The sequence below is a fragment of the Pauljensenia sp. C0170B4 genome, from assembly GCF_056590235.1.
In genome coordinates this window covers 14,417-33,902 of the sequence record NZ_JBWPVS010000010.1, presented here as the reverse complement: position 1 = coordinate 33,902, position 19,486 = coordinate 14,417, and the positions used below count along the sequence as shown (strand labels likewise).

Genomic DNA, 19,486 nt, shown 5'->3' with positions numbered 1-19,486 from the left:
TTTATGCTCTTCCTATGCCCCAACTTTGCAACAGCACCAATAAACTGGCGCCCCGGTTATAAGTTGGGGCGCCAAGTCGATGTGCTCGAGTCGGGGGATGTTAGTGGCCGGTGCCAAGCCGGCCAGACAGGCGGTTCAGCCGGTCCTGACTGGGACCGTCGAGCCCGATAATGGACACGGTTTTGCCTCTGTCCTGGAACTTCTGCGTAATCGCGTCAAAGGTCGCGACCGTGGAGGCATCCCAGATCTCCGCCTCAGTGAGATCAATAGTGATATGACGGGCAGAATCGGTGTAATCAAAGCGATAAACCAGGTCATTGCTTGATGCCCAAAACAACTGGCCATGCACCCGGTAGGTACGAGTATCAATCTCTCCATCGCCGTCGCCGTCGATCTCGGAGACCTTTTCAATGGAAGCGATATGTGCCATCCGACGGGCGAACATGATCATCGCGGTGACCACACCCAACACCACACCAATGGCCAGGTTGCTGGTGGCTAGGGTGGCAATAATCGTCACGGCCATAACAATGGTCTCAGAGACCGGCATGAGTTTAAGGGTGCGTGGATGCACCGAGTGCCAGTCGATGGTGCCGACCGAGACCATGATCATGATTGCCACCAGGGCAGCCATCGGGATCATGCCAACGATGTCGCCCAGTGCCAGGACCAGGACCAGCAGGAACACACCGGCTAACAGGGTGGATAGGCGGGTACGTGCCCCGGATTCGCGGACGTTGATCATGGTTTGACCGATCATCGCGCAGCCACCCATGCCGCCGAAGAAACCGGAGGCAATATTAGCCACCCCCTGTCCCCAGGATTCACGAGTTTTATCGGAATGAGTGTCGGTGATGTCATCGACGAGCTTGGCGGTCATCAACGATTCCATGAGACCGACCACGGCCATGGCCAGGGCATAAGGCGCGATGATCTGCAGGGTCTCCAACGTCCACGGCACGTTCGGAATAAACAGGGACGGTAAGGTCTCCGGCATCTTGCCCATGTCCGAGACCGTCGGGACAGTCAAACCGGCGGCAATGACCAAACCGGTGAGCACGATAATCGTGACCAGCGGGGCGGGGATCACACTGGTGAGCTTGGGGAAGAAAATCATGATCACCACACCCAAGCCGACGAGTGGGTAGACTATCCAAGGCACATCAATGAGGTGTTCGAGTTGGGCGGTGAAAATCATAATGCCCAGTGCATTGACGAAACCCAGCATCACCGATCGGGGGATAAAACGCTGAAGTTTCGCCACACCGAGGGCGCCGAGCACGATTTGTAGGACACCGCCCAACAGGACGGTGGCGATGAAATAATCCATCCCGTAACCACGCGCCACAGGAGCAATGACTAGGGCAATAGCCCCGGTGGCGCCGGTGATCATTGCCGGGCGGCCACCGGTAAAGGCGATCGCAATGGCCATGACTACCGAGGAAAACAGACCCATGGCTGGGTCAACACCGGCAAGGATGGAAAAGGCAATGGCCTCAGGGATCAGCGCCAGGGATACCGCCAGTCCGGCCAGAATCTCTATACGGATACGGGCGGGGGAAGAAAATGCGTAACGGAAGGATGCGATGATCCCGGTAGGGGCATCAGCGCCGTCTGGACTCAGGAGGGGGCGGGGGCCGCCGTGCTAGTTTCAGTCATAGATGTCCAATCTTTGAGGGGATAGGTAACTGGGCGAACGCCCGAAAGGAATCCAACCCTCTAGTAACTTTAGGTTTGGTGATGGTGGTCATGGTAGCGGGAGTTTTACTCAACCGCCAACCCAGGCACAGGAACCCGTGGGCAACATCACCGTGAAGGAGAACAGGCAATGCAAAACAGTAATTTCAAGATCGGCGAGGTCGTTGACCAGACGGGGTTGTCGATTCCCACCTTGCGTTATTATGACAACGTCGGCCTGATTACCCCATCGGGGCGTAGCCCTGGTGGGTTCAGGCTTTATAGTGAGGCTGATGTACGTCGTGTTTTGCTGGTGCGACGGATGAAACCGCTGGGGTTTACTCTGGATCAGATGCGGGAATTCCTGGAAGCTGCGGAGATTCTTCATAGTTCAGATGGCGGGCAGGACAGTGATACCGCACAGCAGGCACGGAGTAATGCCAAGGCCACCCTTGCCGACATTCGTGAGGAGACGCGCACCCGCTACGAAAAGCTACGCAAGCAAATTGCCTACGCTGAGGAATTCCTCGATCTGGTCAACACCCTGGTACCCTAAACTGCCCCCATCCTTCGCAGGGAGAAAAAGACCATCGTATTGAATGCGCTCTGTCGAATCGCGTTCCAGATGAAGTGGACGAACGCCCGCGGCCTCTCCGGAGTGGATGGCGATAGTACAGAGGACTTCTGAAATCCGTGCAGACGACTCCTCAAAACGACACAGTCATCCAAGGTCACAAAATCGAAAATTGTCACTTAACCCCATCACTTCCAAACCGGCTTAAGTGACAAAATGCCATCGCTAAAGTCCCGATTTGAGTCCCAGGACGTGCGCCTTAAGAGAAATAACTAAAGCCCCTACCAGTGTTTCTCCTGGTAGGGGCTTGGAAGTTGGTAGCGGGGGCAGGATTCGAACCTACGACCTCTGGGGTAACAAGAGCCGTGTCATACTTCCTGCGAACGCCACGGTTGAGCAGTGTCGCCCCCGATACACGAAGGCAGATCTCCCCCGAACTGCCGGCTCCCGTGGCGTTCCTTCGTAAGAGCTTTGCGCGCCGCAGCGCATGCGCGCGATTGTTGACGTGTCACACACTGCAACCTAGTTCCACACGATCTGCACCGATTCAGGGTTAAAGGTCTTGGTGCCGCGCACGCCACGGCGCAGGCGCACCTGGCACAGGGTATTGATGACTCGGCGCTGCACGGCAAGCTCTGCGTTGTCGAAGGCATCCACGGGCGAGGCGTAGCCGGTTGTGTCGAGCAGCGCCGATGCGCCAGCAAGACGGGCACGGCGCGTTTCGAGTTTCTCGATCTGCGGCTCATAACGGTTTCGCGCGCGCTTGAGGTCACGGGCCTCGATAAGCTCCTCATCGTAGTCAGCCTGGACGCGGGCGAGCTTTGCGCGAAGCTCAGCGAGTTCGTCGTCGATGGCGTTGACCTCGTCGTCGTCCACAGTCGGCAGCAGGTCCGCCAGGTCGTCACGGCCAAGGCGGGCGCGGATCACGGCGAGCACAAAATCATCGACGCTATGTGTGCGCACTAATCCACAGGCGGCGCAGCGGTAGCGGTCGGCATGTGTGCGCACGGGGTTGCCACACTCGTCGCAGACATACAGACCCGAGCCGAGATGGCGGCGAGTGTTCCGGCGCTCCTTGTTGGTCAGCCGGTCGGGATCGTCGAGCACGTTCTGCACGCGCCACCACAGATCTGGTGTGACGATCGGCTCCCACTGCCCTTTCACCGGCTCGCCGGTATCGGGGTCGCGGACGATATGCGTGACACGGCGGTATTTGTTCTTCACGCCTTTGCGCTTGGCCTTCTTATAAGTGGAGTAACCCGCATACACGGGGTTGCGCAGGATCGAGTGCAACGACGTGTAGGCCCACGGCTGCGCGTCGGGAACCGGCTTTTCTTCCTGGCCTTCAGCGCGGCGTCGAGCGTTGCGCTCTGTGACCACGGTGTACATATGGCGCGGCGTGGTCGGGATATCCGGCAAGCCCGGTTGATCGACCCCAGATAAGGCGCGCGCAATGTCGCGCATGGAGTTGCCCCTCTCGACAGCGCGGAACATACCGAGCACGGCGGCGGCTTCGGATGGAATGATCTCGCCGGTGGAGGTGTAGCCGATAGGGCGCACACCGCCGGAGTACCAGCGGCCCTGCTCGGCGCGTTGCTGTTGCGCACGAGACTGGCGCATGCTCTTTCGCTCGATCTCGCCGCGTGCCACGGCTGCTTTGATGCGCGCGTACATTCTGCCGCCGTCGGTGGCAAGGTCAGCATCACCGTTCGCAGTGACGAGTTTCAGCCCCTGCTCCTCTGCCCTGTCGATCCACTCTTCGAGCTGCCAGGGCTGCCGTGTGAGGCGGTCGAGGTCCCAGCAAATGATCGCGTCGATCTCGCCGCGCTCAAAGGACGCCACCATCGCGTCGTAGTCGGGGCGGTCCACGTCCTTCTTCGACGCGGAGATCGACTGATCGACGTAGGTATGCACGACGTCCCAGCCGCGTTGCTCGGCAAGGGCTTCGCAGTCCTGGCGCTGCCGGTCGATGGCGAGGCCGTCCATGGCAGCATCGAGCGAGATACGGAGGTAAATAGCAGCACGTGTTGTCATGCCGCTAACACTAGCGCGCCTCAGGTTACATTGAAACGAAACTCCACCACGTCACCGTCCTGCATGACGTAGTCTTTGCCTTCCATACGCACCCGCCCGTGAGCGCGCGCCTCCGCCATCGAGCCCAGTTCAACCAGCTCGTCGTAGCTAACGACCTCGGCTTTAATGAAACCTTTCTGGAAGTCGGTGTGGATGACGCCGGCAGCTTCGGGGGCGGTATCTCCCTGGTGAATCGTCCATGCCCGTGATTCCTTGTCACCAGCGGTGAGGAATGTTTGCAGTCCGAGGGTGCTAAATCCCACGCGCGCCAGCTGATCCAAGCCAGATTCTGCTTGCCCTGACTCTTCGAGCATTTCGCGGGCGTCATCCTCGTCAAGTTCAATGAGTTCGGACTCGAATTGGGCGTCCAGGAAAATGGCGTCAGCGGGTGCGACGAGGGCGCGCAGTTCATCCTGCTTGGCGCGATCTGCCATCCCCTCGGAATCCATATTGAAGACATAGATGAACGGTTTCGCCGTCATCAGCTGGAACGATTTAAGGGCATCCTGGTCGAGCGCTGCTCCCTCGGGCCCGGATAGTACGGTGCCTTGTTCAAGAAGTTCGAGGGCGGCTTTCGCCGTCGCCAGAACTGCTGGATCTGTTTTCTTACCCTTGACCTCTTTGTCGAGGCGAGGGATTTGCTTTTCAAGGGTCTGAATATCAGCAAGGATCAGTTCTGTTGAGATGGTCTCAATGTCACTGGCCGGATCAACTTTGCCTTCGACGTGGACAACGTCGGGGTCGTCGAATGCGCGTGTGACCTGGCAGATTGCGTCTGCCTCGCGAATGTTGGCAAGAAACTGGTTGCCCAGGCCTTCGCCTTCAGAGGCGCCACGCACGATGCCCGCAATATCAACGAATGAGACGGTGGCGTGAATGATCTTTTCTGAGTTGAACATTTTTGCTAGAACGTCCAGACGAGGATCAGGCAGCGGTACCACTCCCACGTTTGGTTCGATCGTGGCGAAGGGGTAGTTCGCTGCGAGCGCTGATGCGCGCGTCAGGGCGTTAAAGAGGGTCGACTTGCCGACGTTGGGCAGTCCCGCAATTCCAATAGTCAAAGACACGTGCCCTATTGTAGGCATTCCTGTGCGCGTATGCGGAAAGCCGTGTCCTGCGCCTCATTCATGTGTGTGCCGAGTGGTCGCGTGCAAGCGACCACTCGGCACACACCAGAAAATTCGCGCAGATATCTTGTGGTGAGTCAGCAGCGTCTCGCGCCTTCGTTGCACCGGGCGTCACCGTCAATGCGTGTGGTTCGCACCTGACTGCCGCGGTGCGTGCGGGCGCGCATCGATCAGCCCCGACTTCTTGAGCTCCATACGCAAATTACGCGGCAATGCAAACGTTGTCGTCTCGGTTTCGGTGCGCACTTGCTCAACGTGCGTCAAGCCGCGTTCTTTCAGCCACGCGATGACGTCTCGCACCAACACTTCCGGCACGGACGCACCCGATGTGACACCAACCGTCTGAGCACCTTCAAACCATTCTTCGCGCAGCTCACTTGCTCGGTCAACACGATGAGCTGAACCGGCACCGGCATCCAGCGCAACTTCCAGCAGCCGCACAGAATTCGACGAATTCGCCGATCCCACCACGATCATGACATCAACGTCAGGCGCAATCGACTTCACTGCAACTTGCCGGTTTTGCGTCGCATAGCAAATATCGTCACTGGGAGGATCCGTCAGCTCCGGGAATCGTTCACGCAGCCGGTCAACCGTCTGCCGCGTCTCGTCAACAGAGAGCGTGGTCTGCGAAATCCATACCACGCGCGAGGGGTCACGCACCGTCACCGAGTCAACCTCGTCAGGCGATCCAACGACCTGAATATGGTCGGGAGCCTCACCAAACGTCCCCTCGACTTCCTCGTGCCCCTGATGGCCCACCAGGATAATGTCATAGTCTTCGCGCGCAAAACGCACCGCTTCGCGATGCACTTTCGTCACGAGCGGGCACGTCGCATCGATAGTGGCGAGGTGACGCTCCTGCGCTGCGGCCACCACCTGCGGTGACACTCCGTGCGCGGAAAACACGACCCGAGCTCCCTCGGGAACTTCGCCGACTTCCTGCACGAAAATCGCGCCGCGCTCAGACAGAGTTTCCACCACGTATTTATTGTGAACGATCTCTTTGCGCACGTAGATAGGCGGCCCGTACAGTTCGAGCGCTTTCTCCACGACGTCGACCGCTCTGTCCACGCCCGCACAGTACCCACGCGGCGCAGCGACGAGCACGCGCCCGCCTTCAGGCGTCTGCCCCTGGCCTGATCCGGCCCCACCATCATCTTGCGGCGGCCGTGGGAACGAGGGCGACGGAAGCGACACGGGAGATGCGCGATGCGCAGCGGCGTCCTGATTCATACGTCCAATCTAACGTCTATGACACCTATTGACATCCTCAGCGTAATGAATCCCACGTCACGGCAGCGCTCCACCGTCCGCATCGTCGTGTGATGTGACATCCTTGGATCGTGTCATTTTCACAGCCTCCGCATATGCCAGATGGACGCCAGCCCGGAAGCGGCCGGCCACCCTCGTCAATGAACGCGGGCCAGCCCGGTGCGCGCATGCTCGCCCCCAAGGCAGCGATGACGACGAGGGAGAACCCGTGGCCTCTGCGACTGCTTACTGAGAACATCAAGACCTATGTCGAAAAGATGTCGACACTGTGGGTTGAAGGCCAGATCGTCGAATACAAGCCGCGACCTGGCACTCGTATGGCGTTTTTCGTGTTGCGTGATGTGCAAGCGGATACATCCATGACTGTGACCGCGTTCCCTTCGGTACTGGACCGCACCGGCCCGGGCTTTGAAGAAGGGGCGCGCGTGGTGATTCGTGCGACTCCTGTGTTTTGGGAGAAGCGCGGGACGCTCAATCTGCGGGCTGAGGAGATCCATCTGCAGGGACTGGGCGATTTGCTCGCGCAGATTGAGATGCTGCGCCGCAAGCTTTCGGCCGAGGGCCTGTTTGCTCCCGAACGCAAAGTCCCGCTGCCGTTCGCCCCGAAGGTGATTGGTTTGGTGTGTGGCCGCAACGCCAAGGCAAAAGATGACGTCGTGGTCAACGCGAGCGCGCGCTGGCCTGCGATCGGCTTTGAGATCCGTGAAGTTGCTGTTCAGGGCGTGCACGCGGTGCGGGAGGTGTGCGCGGCGATGACTGAGCTGGACGGGCTGAACCATGTTGATGTCATCGTAGTGGCCCGTGGTGGCGGCTCGGTCGAGGACCTTTTGCCGTTTTCTGATGAGACGATGGTGCGTACTGCGGCAACGATTCGTAAACCGCTTGTTTCAGCCATTGGGCACGAGGCCGACGCTCCTCTGCTGGATCTGGTTGCTGATTTTCGTGCGTCCACGCCGACGGATGCGGCCCGCCGTGTCGTGCCAGATTTGGCGCAGGAGACTGCTGGGCTGACTCAGGCCGCCTCGCGCATGCGTTCTGCGGTTGCGCGCGTGGTAGGCAGGGAGCGCGAGCGTCTCTCGTTGGTCACGTCGCGTCCAGTGATGGTCGAGCCAAGGGCGATTGTCGAGCGCCACGTGCAGGTTGTGGACGGTTTGCGTGGCCGCCTGTCAGTGGCGCTGTCGCGAATGCTGTCCCGCGAGCAGACGGGGTTGGCTCGAGCGATCGGCACGTTGAGGGCGCTGTCCCCTCAGGCAACGTTGGATCGCGGGTATGCCCTGTTGCGCACGCCGGGTGGAGATCTGATTCGCTCCACTGATCAGATAGCGAAAGGCGATTTACTTGAGGGCGTCTTAGCGTCGGGCCGACTGGTCGCTCAAGTGTTCGGCTTCACTCCTGCTACCTCGGATACCTCCGCATCAGAAGATGATCCCCTCGCCAATTAATGCGCAAAGCTTTGTTCATTGTGCCGAGTGGTCGCGTGCACGCGACCACTCGGCACGCACAAGAAAACTGGGAAGGAAAAGTTTATGAGCCAGAATGGCACCTCACCTGTGGAGAACCGGCCGGATGCCTCCACTATGGGATACGAGCAGGCACGCGATGAACTCGTTGAGATCGTCGGTGTTCTTGAATCAGGCAAGGCTCCCCTCGAAGCAACCCTTCAGCTGTGGGAGCGAGGTGAAGCTCTCGCCACGCGCTGCCGCACGATCCTGGACCAGGCTCAATCCCGCCTTGAACAGGCAGACGCCTCAGACCAGCCACACGACGATGCGAGCGGCTCATCTGAACAAGCAGACGGCGCTTTCAGGTAGGCGACCACTCGCGGTCACGTCGCCTCTAGCACCGCCCGAGCGCACACCGTCCCTAGCACCACCCGGGCGCGCGTCGCCCCTGGCGCCACATGACCGCACTCCGCCCCGTTCTCCTCGACCATGGAGTCTGCAGGCGTTGCCAATTTCCGCTGCATACCCACATTCGATAGGCTAAGCACAGAACGCACTCGTGCGCTCTTCCCCACCAGTTCGGGCGCACCCGCACAGAAGCGTGTACGTCACCAGTCAGGAAGTTTCAATGGATATCTTGTCTGCCCCGCATATCCTCGCCATCGGCGAGTCCCTCGTGGATATTCTGCACCGCCCCGACCGCCCCGATGATGTTGTGGAGACACCCGGCGGCTCTCCCGCAAACACGGCGATGACACTGGGTCGCCTGGGTCGTCCGATTGTGCTGGAAACGTGGCTGGGCCGCGATGAACGAGGGCGGACAGTAGCTGAACACTTCCGCGACTCCCACGTCTATATTCCACCGGAATCTTTCGGCGCAACACGCACAACGACGGCGACCGCCACATTGAATGAGCGAGGTGCCGCGACCTACACCTTCGATATTGAGTGGGCTCCGCGCACGCCTATCCCTGTTTCTCCCAATGCCCAAATCGTGCATGCCGGGTCGATTTCCGCTGTTATTCAGCCAGGTGGCCCCGCCATTCTTGACGCGCTGCACCGCGCACACGATCAGGCCATCGTCACCTACGACCCGAATATCCGCCCCGACATTATGGGCTCACCGGAAGAATCGATCGACACGATCCTCGACTTCGTGCGTGCAGCTGACATCGTGAAGGTCTCAGATGAAGACATCGCATGGCTGACGAATGATGCACCACTGGACGAGGTCGTGTCTGATTGGCTCGGACTTGGCCCGTCGCTTGTCATCGTCACCCGCGGAAGCAAGGGTGCCATGGCTCGTTCAGTGAGTGGCATGCAGTGCGCGGCCACCCCTGCTGATATCCCAGTGGTTGATACTGTCGGCGCGGGTGATTCGTTCACTGGCGGCATTATTGACGCACTGTGGGGTCTTGGCCTCGTGGGGGCTGACGCGCGCGAAGCGTTGCGGACCCTTGACGAGGCGACCGCAATGAAGATTTTGACGCGAGCCTCACGAATTTCAGATATCACTGTTTCGCGTGCCGGCGCCAACCCACCGTGGCTGTCGGAGCTGAGCGAATCGGAGCTGAACGACTAGCTCGCCTGCGCGCAATCAGCGCCCCATACGCCGTTCACGTTGCGCATAGGAGCGTAGCGCGCGCAGAAAATCGACGCGTCGGAAGTCAGGCCAGTACGCCTCACAGAAGTACAACTCGGTGTGAACACTCTGCCAGATCATAAAGCCGGATAGCCGCTGCTCACCCGAGGTGCGAATCACAAGGTCCGGATCAGGCTGCCCCTTGGTGTACAGATGATTCGTGATGTCCTCGTCAGTGAGCGAATCAGCAACTTCTTCCAGCGTGCGCCCCTGCGCAGCCGCATCTCGCAGCAAAGAGCGCACCGCATCAGCAATCTCATGACGCCCGCCGTAGCCAACCGCGATGTTGACGCTCAGGCCATCCATATCTTTCGTCGCGTCCTGGGCGCTGCGCAACTCATCGGCAAGATCCTCGCTGAGCAGTGACAAATCACCGACAACACCGATTTTCCAGCGACGCTGAGCGGCCAAGGCGCGCACGGCCTGTCCAATAATGTCAAAAAGCTCGTCGATCTCATGCTGATCGCGCTCCAGATTGTCGGTAGAGAGCATCCATAGCGTGACGATCTCAACTCCGACCTCTTCGGCCCACTCCAAAAATTCTGCAATTTTCCCGGCACCGGCGCGGTGACCGTGAGACGCTGTGGTTCCAATGGAACGCGCCCAGCGGCGGTTTCCATCCAAGATGACCCCGACGTGACGGGGAATCGACCCATGAGCGATTTCAGAGCGTACTCGCCGTTCATACAGGTCGTAGAGCAAATTCCATTGCGCCATCGGGACCTCCCATATGTTCTTGCACCAACTGTATACCTCACGCCTCGAACTCAGAGGGCGAAGGATTGCCCCGTGGATTTCGCCTGTGGAGATTGTGGCGGTCCCGCTACCTAACTTACGGTATCGTAGGGAAGAGGGCGGGGTGGTCATCACGGCCCCATCACAGCGCCACCGCGGCGCCCCGCGGCCCCCACCAACGCGTCACTGTCCCTGCGAGAATGCGAGTTCGGTAAGGAGAGATGTCAGACATGAAGATTGCATCTATTCACCCCACCCAGTGGGTTCCAGAACAGCTCATTAGCGTCAAGCCGCACTTTCGCGGATGGCTCCATCTGGTCGCCACTCCCCTGTCACTGGCCGCCTCGATCGTTCTCGTGTGCCTGGCACCTACCACAGCGACTACATGGGCCTCGGCTGTCTACCTTGCCGCATCGCTCATCCTGTTCGGCATCTCGGCGCTTTACCACCGTTTCTACTGGGCTCCCAAATGGGAGACGCTATGGCGCAGACTCGACCATTCAAACATTTTCCTGCTGATCGCCGGCACCTACACACCGCTGGCTGTCGCCCTCCTGTCCCCGCATGATCAGGTTGTTCTGCTCTCGATCGTGTGGACAGGTGCCATCGCAGGCATTCTCATTAACCTGTTGTGGCCGGAAGCGCCCCGCTGGCTGGCAACGCTGCTGTACGTTGTGTTGGGCTGGACCGCCATATGGTATCTGCCCGCTCTGTGGTCTGGTGGTGGCCCCGCCGTCGTGTGGCTCGTCATTGCAGGTGGTTTGCTGTATACACTGGGTGCCCTCGTCTATGCGACGAAATGGCCGAATCCCTCGTCCAAGTGGTTTGGGTTCCATGAAATCTTCCACTCGTTCACGATCCTGGCGTGGGCGTGTCAATGCGTCGCCGTGTACATCGCGGTCCTGACTGCTTAAGCGTGTGCCACCAGCGGCGTTGGTTGTTTTGTCGTCATTGACGAGGGTGACCCATGCGCCGTTTCGTCCGGAGATGAAAACGCGACTTTCGCCGCTTTGAATATGGCTTTAGTCGCTCTTATTGTTACACTGACCCTAGTTCATCGTTTTGTCGCTCCGGCACCACACCACGGTGCCGGACTTTTTCATTGAAAGGAAGGAACCATGGCGGACACTCAGTGGCTGACACGAGCCCAATATGATGCCCTCAAGGCAGAGCTGACTGAGAGAATCGAGCAGCGTCGCCCGGAGATCGCCAAACTGATCGATGCGGCTCGCCAGGAAGGCGATTTGAGGGAGAACGGCGGCTACCATGCTGCCCGAAATGAGCAGTCCATGAACGAAACGCGTATCCTCGCACTTCAGGAGATGCTCGAGCATGCGGAGGTGGGAGAAACTCCCGCCAACGATGGCGTGGTGGAGCCTGGAATGGTCGTCACTGCAACGGTGGCTGGCCGTGAGCAGAAGTTCCTGCTCGGCTCACGCGATGCCGGCGGCGATCTGGGTATCCAGGTGTTCTCCGCTCGCGCACCGCTGGGTGCAGCGGTGATGGGACATAAGCCTGGCGACAAGCTGACCTATGAGGCGCCCAACGGTAAGACCATCGAGGTTGAAATTCTCGAGTGTGTGCCTTACGGACAAGAAGGATAATTACTCTCCAGACGGGTGCTCCCCGAAAGAGCGGCTGACTGTGTTCAACCGCCTCTTTCGGGGAGTTTGCTGTATGAAGGGCCCGCGCGCATGCACCTGCCAGCCTACGAGTGAACGTTTAGTGAGAGTCTTGGCGCACCGCGTCGATGCCGGCTCAGCGTGCTCTCCGAGCGCATCAACGCATGCTCGAGGCGTCAGCTCACCGCGTTGAGGAGGATGAGCCTGCTGGGTCGCCCTCGTCGCTGGATGATCCACCCCGGGCCGCAGCAATTTCGTTGCTGTCACCCTGCGCTCGATCATCGTCAGCGTGAGAATCATGAGCGTCAGCGTGGCTGCCGCTATGGGAAGTATCCTCGTCTGAATCTGACTTGACGGCTTCGTTCTTGTTGTCCTTGATGCCGTCACCGTCTTCGTCATCATCAGAGGCATAGGACTGCGCGACCATCTCATCCAACATTCCTGGCGGGCCTCCAGGTCTGTCCTCCTGATCGCGAAGGGCGGGTATGGGGTCATATCCGTGCAGGTAAAGGAACGTTGAGTTCAGGAATGCTGCGATCGGCACGCCGAAAAGAGCGCCGGGAATGCCGGCGACCGCGCCGGCACCTGCCACAACCAGCAGGACGGCGACTGGGTGCAGGGATACTGCAGAGGACATGAGCCAGGGCTGCAGAATATTACCTTCGATCTGCTGGACGGCGAGGATGATCAGCAGCATGAACAGTGCGCGCGCCACGCCCTGATCCACCAATGCAACGAGGACGGCAATGGTTCCAGACACCAGGGCGCCAACGATCGGGATGAACGAGCCGAAAAAGACAAGCACGGTGATGGGGATCGCCATCGGTACGCCCAGTGCCCACGCACCGATACCGATACCGATTGCATCAATTGCGGCAACTTTGATCTGCGTGCGCACGTATGCCGACAGGGTGACCCATCCGCGGATCGCTGATTCGTGGACCGGGCGGCGCGCTGGCGCCGGGAACAGGCGTACCACCCACAGCCAGATCCGCCTGCCTTCGCGCATGAAGAAGAACAGGCAGAACAACATAATGAGGGATCCGGTCAGAACTGACGCAAGAGAGCTCGTCAGGCTCAGTGCGCCTGTTGCGAGGGCCGAGGAGTGTGCGCTCAAGAACTGGGTGACTTCTGTGCGGATTGTCTCGATGCCCTGTTCAATGGTGGCCGTCTCAAGTCCAAACGGGCCGTTAGATACCCATTCGACCGCTTTATCGAGGCCTTGGGAGGCTTTGGAGACAAGGGATGGGACCTGCCGGATGAGTTGTCCGGCGGCTCCAGCGATGATTGTCACGACGACGAGGAGGGCGACGACCAATCCGGTGGCAGCTGCGGCTGTCTGCGGAAGGCGAACCTTGACGTGCAGGAAACGCACCAGCGGCTCCAGCAGGACTGTCAGAAGGACGGCAATCGCAACCGGAAAGACAATCAGGGACAGTTGGACCGCTCCCCACGCCACGACGGCAACGGCAGCGATAATGATCAGGAGGCGCCACGACCATGCTGCAGCCACACGCACAGACCATGTCACGCCCTCGCTTGCGTCACGAGACCGAGGCGAGACAGCAGGCTCGTGGAAGCTCACGACTTCGTCGTGGTCGCGAGACGATGAATGGGAGCGGCGTCGTGGCCATTTGCCCATCCAGTTATTCAGCCGTTCGGCATACGGCGTGTCGTGTCTTTGCGCCATGGTGATCCTCACTTTCAGTGGAGCGTCAACAGTCAACCTGCATCTGGCTGGCGCAGTTCGCGTCGCGGGGCGAGCGTGGCCCACCTCGTCAAATATGCACAGTGCCCCTGATCCGAGGCGGCACGTGCCAGTTAGAGACGGTTCTCGTCGCGAGATGTGTGCGAGGACAGCGTGAAGCGCAGGTTAAATGTCGCACGATAGTCTACGCGACATTCATGCTCTCAGCGCAATTAAAGGGAAGCGGGTGGGCATTTGCGTACGGCAATGAGACAATATCGGCACCAAGAGAAAGCGAGCCACAATGTTTGAGTTCCACAACGCCATCAATGCGCATGATGATCCGAACCGTCACGTTGTCCTGGGAACTCCGCTGGATATGGAACCTGAAGAGGGCCAGGAGCTGATCTACTTCGCTGCTGGCTGCTACTGGGGAGTCGAAAAGATTTTCTGGGAAACACCGGGGGTTGTGGCCACTGCTGTGGGGTTCATGGGCGGACATGCTGATCATCCAACTTACAAGCAGGTGTGTGCCGGCGGAACCGGGCATCTTGAAACCGTGCGAGTGGTGTACGACACGTCGAAGATTTCCACCGGTCAGATCATTGCCACGTTCTTCGAAATTCACGATCCCACCCAGGGGGACCGTCAGGGCGGAGACATTGGTCACCAGTACCATTCAGCGATCTGGACCACCACTAATGAGCAGTACGACCTTGCCGTGCGCACGCGCGAGGCCTACCACGACACAATCAGTGAGCATGGCTTCGGAGCCATTACCACCCATATTGCGACGGCAGCCGATGGCGGGCAGTTCTGGTTCGCAGAGGATTCCCACCAGGGCTATCTGTTTAAGAACCCTGATGGTTATCAGTGCCATTCACGCACGGGCTATGCGTGCCCCGTTCTGAAGTCCCGTTCCTGAAGCTGGCGCTGCTGCTCGGGTCGCTCTGATCTCAGCCGAGGTCTCAGTCTTTTAAATCAAAAGGGTCCTTGCGGATGTGTCCGCAAGGACCCAGTGAATTGAGACGTATCGATGATGCCTCAAGGTGGTGCTAGTGCACTCCCAGAATGTCAGTCACGAAGACCAGGGTGTCTCCACCTTGGATACCTGCCTGCGGTACCCCGTGGTCGCCGTACCCGTATTCTGCCGGAATTGACAGCAAGACGCGTGAGCCAACACGCTGCCCCACCAAGCCATCATCCCATCCGCGGATCACCATTCCCACACCGATCTGGAAGCTCAGTGCTTGGCCTCGGTCATAGGAGTTGTCAAAAACCTGTCCGTTCCACACCTGGCCCAGGTAATGGCACTGAATCGTGTCGCCCGGCTCCACTTCCTGGCCATCACCCGCGCGCAGCACTTCAATCAGCAGCTCATCGGAGGGCTGTGCATCTGTGAATGCGACAGTCGGCTTGCGTCCAAACTCGCCTTCGACGTGAACGTTTTCCATAGTGCGTTGTCCTTACTGTGACGTGTAATGATGAAAGCGAGTCTACTCGCGGAAGTATGACAGGAGGCGCAGAATCTCCAGATACATCCACACGAGAGTCACCATCAGCCCGAATGCGCATGTCCAGGCAAACTTTGAAGGAGCCCCCTGCTCGACGGCCACCTTGGCCACCTCGAAATCACCAATCAGGCAAATCGCGCCGATGAAGACGCAGAAGACACCGATGAAGACCCCCAGCGGGATTCCCATAACCGTGATGGAGCGCAGTGACGAGTCGAGCACGCCGGTGATGTTGAGCAGGAACGACACGATCGAGAAGGTGATGATGCCGAACAGAGAAATCATGGCAAACCTGGCCATCTTCGATGAGTAGCGAACTTTGCCAGACGCATACAGAGCCAGTGTGACGCCAAAAACGCTCAGAGTACCCACAACCGCCTGAAGGACGATCCCGGGATACACGATTTCCATGACTGATGACACGCCGCCCAGCGCGAGGCCTTCAGCAGCTGCATACACCATCGTCAGTCCCGGCTTCGGTGAACGTGAGAACGAAACAATCAAAGCCAGCACGAATCCGACGGCCAGGCCGCCAAACATCAAACCAAGCCCCATCGACGGGTTGGCACGCGTGACAGCCCATGCTCCGGCAGCTGCGACAAGCAGAATCCCAAAAAGGATTCCGGTCTTGACGATGACATCGTCGATTGTCAGTCGGCCACGATCCACCGCATCAGCAGACGGCTGGTTGTAACGCTGCTCAAATTCCTCAAACTGGTCCGCCTGCTGAGGGTAACGAGGGTACCCCTGCTGCGTTGCAGTGCCGGCCGAAGCGCCAGCGCCAGCCTGATGGGCGTAAGGATCAGCGTACTGCTGCGACTGGTAATTGGTATATCCGCTGTTGCCGGGGGCATACCCTGGCATTCCTGGATAGCCAGCTGGAGTGGTCTGCGCCGAGCGCGTCTCGTCTTTCACCAGCTTCTTCAATACGGGGTTGGACATTGTGCCTCCTTCTGGCCAGCGCGCCCCGGGAACAGGCGTTGCCGGAAACAGACTGACCCACTACTACCTGTCTTAAGGTTTTCACGTTTGCGGCCCGACCGCTAGCCCATCGGGGTCTTTCTTATTGAGCCGACAGCGAGATCTGGCGATCCCTTTCGGCGCACCTCTCGCCCTTCACCAATCCAAGGCCAGCTCTCCACAGAAGAGTTTCCGAGTCAGAATTCGCATGGGACTCCCTCGTCAATGAACCTGCCGCGTCCGGCAAAGACCCGGCGAGCATCATTTCTGCCGCTTGCGTGCCCGACTCCGTACCCCCAGTCAGATTCGAACTGACAACACATCGATTTTAAGTCGATTGCCTCTGCCAATTGGGCCATGGGGGCATGCCAACCCCACAAGCCTGGCTCATGGCTCGTGACGGCAGCGTGCCTAGTTTACACGCACTTCCGGCCGTCATCCCACACGAGCCGCGCCCACGCCTCGACAACGCATTACCCACACATTGCCTGTGCCTTATGATCGAAGGTAGCCACATCTCCATCACAGCGGTTCCTCGTCGCGAAGGAAGGTTCGATACGAATGACTCTCGGCTCGTCTGAAGAAACTACCTCCACCGGTGGAGCCACACGCGAAAAGCGCGACATGCCTCGAATCCCGTATCGCAGTGACGGGATTGTGCATCGCTCACGTCATAACTTCCCCGGTGCGCGACTTCAGCAGCGCCCGCCGATTTTGGTGTCAGCTCTGCCGCGCAAACGAGTTTATGCATCCTCGTCGAACGCGAGTGTGGGGCACCGTATTCGCAATGCTTTCCAAGCCATTCCGCGATTCCTCGCTGACGAGACGCGAACCGGTTTGCTGCTCATTGTCGTTGCACTCATCGCTCTCTTCCTGGCAAATTCCCCCTGGGAACCGATCTACAGCGCTATTTCGCACTATGAATTTGGCCCTGAATCGCTCGGACTGCATCTGTCAGTGCACGAATGGGCGGCCGACGGACTGCTCACCATCTTCTTCTTCGTTGTCGGCCTGGAGTTGAAGTCAGATTTTGTGACCGGACCGCTGCGTGACATCCGGGAAGCGGCACTGCCCATGTTGGCGGCCGCTTTCGGCATGGTCGGACCTGCCACCATCTATGTGCTGATCCAAACCATCACTGGTTCCGATCACTTCCACGGGTGGGCCGTGCCAACTGCAACTGATATTGCCTTCGCGGTGGCACTCCTGGGGATCTTTGGACGAGGCCTCCCACCTGCCGCGAGAACCTTCCTGCTGACTTTGGCAGTTGTCGACGATCTGCTGGCCATCATCGTCATCGCAGTGTTTTACTCATCTGGCCTGAACTGGCTGGCGCTGGGCGGAGCACTGCTGACGATCGTGGTCTTTGGATTCCTGGTGCAGCGCCAGATCACCAAGTGGTGGCTGCTCATACCTTTGGCTGTGGTGGCGTGGGCACTGATGCTCAACTCCGGCGTTCACGCGACGATCGCGGGTGTCTGCCTGGGCATGGTTGTGCCCGCCAAACGCATCAGGAACCGACAGCTCACCCACGAGTTTGATGAGAAGCTCAGTCCGTGGTCAGCGGGCCTGGCTCTTCCCGTTTTCGCATTCTTCGCCGCTGGCGTACCCGTCATGGGTGGCGAGGGTGGCCTGAGCGCAGCGCTGACCGACCCAATCACTATTTCCGTCGCAGTCGCATTGCCGCTGGGCAAGCTGATCGGCATCTGGGGGTCGGTCGCTATTCTGACGCGCTACACCCGCCTGCGCTTGGGCAACGGAGTGGACCTGCCCGACATTGCCGCGATCGGCCTGCTGGCCGGCATCGGATTCACGGTCGCGATGCTGGTAGCCGGGCTTGCGTTCCCGGGCGAAACCGAAGTGTTCCATGCTCGCTTCGGCGTGATTCTCGGTACGTTTGCTGCCGCGTTGTTGGGGGCTATTGCCCTGCACCAGCGTACAAGCGTGCGCGCCCGTGGAGCGCACGCGTCAAATCAGCGCTGAACGTCCGAGCACGGCGATCCGACGCTGAGCGATCGCGACACAGACCCAGACTTGGTCAGCACTGCGCGGTTTACGCCGCCGGCGCACTAAACACCTGCTGAGCGTCTACTCCTTCACCTGAGACAAGGCGATCCCGTCCAAAATGTCGTGCTCGGACGTCACCCAGCGATCGATTGTGCCGAGTGGTCGCGTACACGCGACCACTCGCGCACAAATGCGGGACCAGATCAGTGCGCCGCCGGCGATCACGTCTTCGCGTCCTTTCGGCATGAACCCCAGAGCAGCCTTGACCTTGACAGGCTGATCGATCATGAAGCGGATGGCGCGTTCCCCCTCACCCATCGTGAACACGGCACCGTGGATGCGCTCAGGCATATAGCGGTCCAAGCCCAGCGCCTGCGCAGCGATGGTCGTCACCGTGCCGGCGACGCCCACCAGTGTCCCCACCATGCCAAAGTCAATAATGCAGGCCGCATGATCCAGCTGTTCGTCGATCCACCGGGTGGCTTCGGCTTCGGCCTGCGGATCAATCCCATGCTCAGAGTCACAGTGCGCGAAGAAACGTTCCGTCACTCGCACAGACCCCATGTTGAGCGAGATCGCCTGTTCGACGCCTGTTGTGCCGATGACCAGCTCAGTGGAGCCACCACCAATGTCCACCACCAGTGCCGGACGCCTCGCCTGAGAATCCAACGCGCTCATCGCTCCAGCAAAGGACAAAGCGGCCTCTTCCTCGCCGGGCACCACTTCAGGCTCCACGTTGAGCAGTTCACGCACCCCGTCGACAAAAACATCGCGGTTCTGCGCATCTCGGCTAGCCGAAGTCGCCACAAAACGCACGGAATCCACATTGTGATGCTTAATAAGCTCCGCGTATTCTTGCACCACTTCCAGCGTGCGTTCAATTGCGTCGGGGTCGAGACGCCCTGTCTTATCAACGTTGTAGCCCAGACGAACGATCCGCATCAGGCGCGTGATGTCCCGCATCCGCACAGATCCCGTATCGTCTCGCTCAACGTCTGCGATCAGGAGCCTGATTGAGTTGGTCCCGCAGTCGATGGCTGCCACACGCCGAGGGTGGCGCAGCTGTTCTGGTTCAGTCATAGTCACGGCGCTCATTGTGTCACGTTTGAAGGCGGTGTGGATGCCTCGCTGCAGGCCATCGTATTGTCGCG

The 19,486-nt window shown here is 59.3% G+C and carries 17 protein-coding genes and 1 tRNA gene; 8 read left to right on the top strand and 10 right to left on the bottom strand.

The features are described from left to right. Positions 1-100 precede the first annotated feature (100 nt). A complete protein-coding gene (locus AC1EJ1_RS10160) occupies positions 101-1,534 on the bottom strand; it encodes a SulP family inorganic anion transporter (RefSeq protein ID WP_480295819.1) in 1,434 nt (477 codons plus the stop codon). A gap of 294 nt (positions 1,535-1,828) precedes the next feature. On the opposite strand from AC1EJ1_RS10160, the gene AC1EJ1_RS10155 reads away from it, so the two are divergent. Next, positions 1,829-2,233: a MerR family transcriptional regulator gene (locus tag AC1EJ1_RS10155; protein ID WP_048733850.1), complete on the top strand. Its 405-nt coding sequence runs from the start codon at positions 1,829-1,831 to the stop codon at positions 2,231-2,233. Between the two features lie 540 nt (positions 2,234-2,773). On the opposite strand, the gene AC1EJ1_RS10150 is transcribed toward AC1EJ1_RS10155, so the two are convergent. The 3 genes from AC1EJ1_RS10150 to AC1EJ1_RS10140 all read right to left on the bottom strand — a co-directional run bounded on the left by AC1EJ1_RS10150 (position 2,774) and on the right by AC1EJ1_RS10140 (position 6,687). Beyond that, complete coding sequence (locus AC1EJ1_RS10150; RefSeq protein WP_070421670.1) at positions 2,774-4,285, bottom strand: recombinase family protein; 1,512 nt, start codon at positions 4,283-4,285, stop codon at positions 2,774-2,776. 20 nt (positions 4,286-4,305) lie between these two features. Beyond that, positions 4,306-5,391, bottom strand: coding sequence for a redox-regulated ATPase YchF (ychF, locus tag AC1EJ1_RS10145; RefSeq protein ID WP_480289430.1), 1,086 nt, complete (start codon positions 5,389-5,391; stop codon positions 4,306-4,308). A gap of 177 nt (positions 5,392-5,568) precedes the next feature. Further along, positions 5,569-6,687, bottom strand: coding sequence for a 4-hydroxy-3-methylbut-2-enyl diphosphate reductase (locus AC1EJ1_RS10140; protein WP_083314372.1), 1,119 nt, complete (start codon positions 6,685-6,687; stop codon positions 5,569-5,571). A 179-nt stretch (positions 6,688-6,866) separates the two neighbouring features. Here AC1EJ1_RS10140 and xseA point away from each other — a divergent pair, with 179 nt between their 5' ends. The 3 genes from xseA (at position 6,867) to AC1EJ1_RS10125 (ending at position 9,750) form a co-directional block, all read left to right on the top strand. Further along, positions 6,867-8,168 carry an exodeoxyribonuclease VII large subunit gene (gene xseA, locus AC1EJ1_RS10135; protein WP_480295817.1) on the top strand — a complete coding sequence of 434 codons (1,302 nt, stop codon included), beginning with the start codon at positions 6,867-6,869 and terminating at the stop codon, positions 8,166-8,168. An 84-nt stretch (positions 8,169-8,252) separates the two neighbouring features. Beyond that, on the top strand, positions 8,253-8,537 hold the full coding sequence (locus AC1EJ1_RS10130) for an exodeoxyribonuclease VII small subunit (protein WP_058237076.1): 285 nt from the start codon (positions 8,253-8,255) through the stop codon (positions 8,535-8,537). Between the two features lie 259 nt (positions 8,538-8,796). Beyond that, entirely contained in the window at positions 8,797-9,750 is a 954-nt protein-coding gene (locus AC1EJ1_RS10125) for a PfkB family carbohydrate kinase (RefSeq protein WP_480295812.1), read from the top strand. Between the two features lie 15 nt (positions 9,751-9,765). On the opposite strand, the gene AC1EJ1_RS10120 is transcribed toward AC1EJ1_RS10125, so the two are convergent. After that, complete coding sequence (locus AC1EJ1_RS10120; RefSeq protein WP_058237078.1) at positions 9,766-10,527, bottom strand: isoprenyl transferase; 762 nt, start codon at positions 10,525-10,527, stop codon at positions 9,766-9,768. A 248-nt stretch (positions 10,528-10,775) separates the two neighbouring features. Between AC1EJ1_RS10120 and trhA the strand changes: the two genes are divergently transcribed. Continuing rightward, positions 10,776-11,459 carry a PAQR family membrane homeostasis protein TrhA gene (gene trhA, locus AC1EJ1_RS10115; RefSeq protein ID WP_480295811.1) on the top strand — a complete coding sequence of 228 codons (684 nt, stop codon included), beginning with the start codon at positions 10,776-10,778 and terminating at the stop codon, positions 11,457-11,459. Positions 11,460-11,663: 204 nt separating this feature from the next. Beyond that, on the top strand, positions 11,664-12,149 hold the full coding sequence (greA, locus tag AC1EJ1_RS10110; RefSeq protein ID WP_058237079.1) for a transcription elongation factor GreA: 486 nt from the start codon (positions 11,664-11,666) through the stop codon (positions 12,147-12,149). Positions 12,150-12,348: 199 nt separating this feature from the next. Here the strand turns inward: greA and AC1EJ1_RS10105 are convergent, their stop codons facing one another. After that, entirely contained in the window at positions 12,349-13,857 is a 1,509-nt protein-coding gene (locus AC1EJ1_RS10105) for an AI-2E family transporter (RefSeq protein WP_480295810.1), read from the bottom strand. A 301-nt stretch (positions 13,858-14,158) separates the two neighbouring features. Between AC1EJ1_RS10105 and msrA the strand changes: the two genes are divergently transcribed. Next, complete coding sequence (gene msrA / locus AC1EJ1_RS10100; protein WP_480295808.1) at positions 14,159-14,779, top strand: peptide-methionine (S)-S-oxide reductase MsrA; 621 nt, start codon at positions 14,159-14,161, stop codon at positions 14,777-14,779. A 130-nt stretch (positions 14,780-14,909) separates the two neighbouring features. Here the strand turns inward: msrA and AC1EJ1_RS10095 are convergent, their stop codons facing one another. The 3 genes from AC1EJ1_RS10095 to AC1EJ1_RS10085 form a co-directional block, all read right to left on the bottom strand. Continuing rightward, a complete protein-coding gene (locus AC1EJ1_RS10095) occupies positions 14,910-15,308 on the bottom strand; it encodes an FKBP-type peptidyl-prolyl cis-trans isomerase (RefSeq protein WP_058237082.1) in 399 nt (132 codons plus the stop codon). A gap of 42 nt (positions 15,309-15,350) precedes the next feature. Beyond that, positions 15,351-16,310: a Bax inhibitor-1/YccA family protein gene (locus AC1EJ1_RS10090; RefSeq protein WP_480295806.1), complete on the bottom strand. Its 960-nt coding sequence runs from the start codon at positions 16,308-16,310 to the stop codon at positions 15,351-15,353. Between the two features lie 309 nt (positions 16,311-16,619). Next, positions 16,620-16,693, bottom strand: a tRNA-Leu gene (locus AC1EJ1_RS10085). A 196-nt stretch (positions 16,694-16,889) separates the two neighbouring features. Here AC1EJ1_RS10085 and nhaA point away from each other — a divergent pair. Further along, complete coding sequence (nhaA, locus tag AC1EJ1_RS10080; protein ID WP_285016274.1) at positions 16,890-18,311, top strand: Na+/H+ antiporter NhaA; 1,422 nt, start codon at positions 16,890-16,892, stop codon at positions 18,309-18,311. A gap of 105 nt (positions 18,312-18,416) precedes the next feature. Here nhaA and AC1EJ1_RS10075 read toward each other — a convergent pair whose 3' ends face one another. Then, on the bottom strand, positions 18,417-19,415 hold the full coding sequence (locus AC1EJ1_RS10075) for a Ppx/GppA phosphatase family protein (protein WP_480295804.1): 999 nt from the start codon (positions 19,413-19,415) through the stop codon (positions 18,417-18,419). Positions 19,416-19,486: the final 71 nt, after the last annotated feature.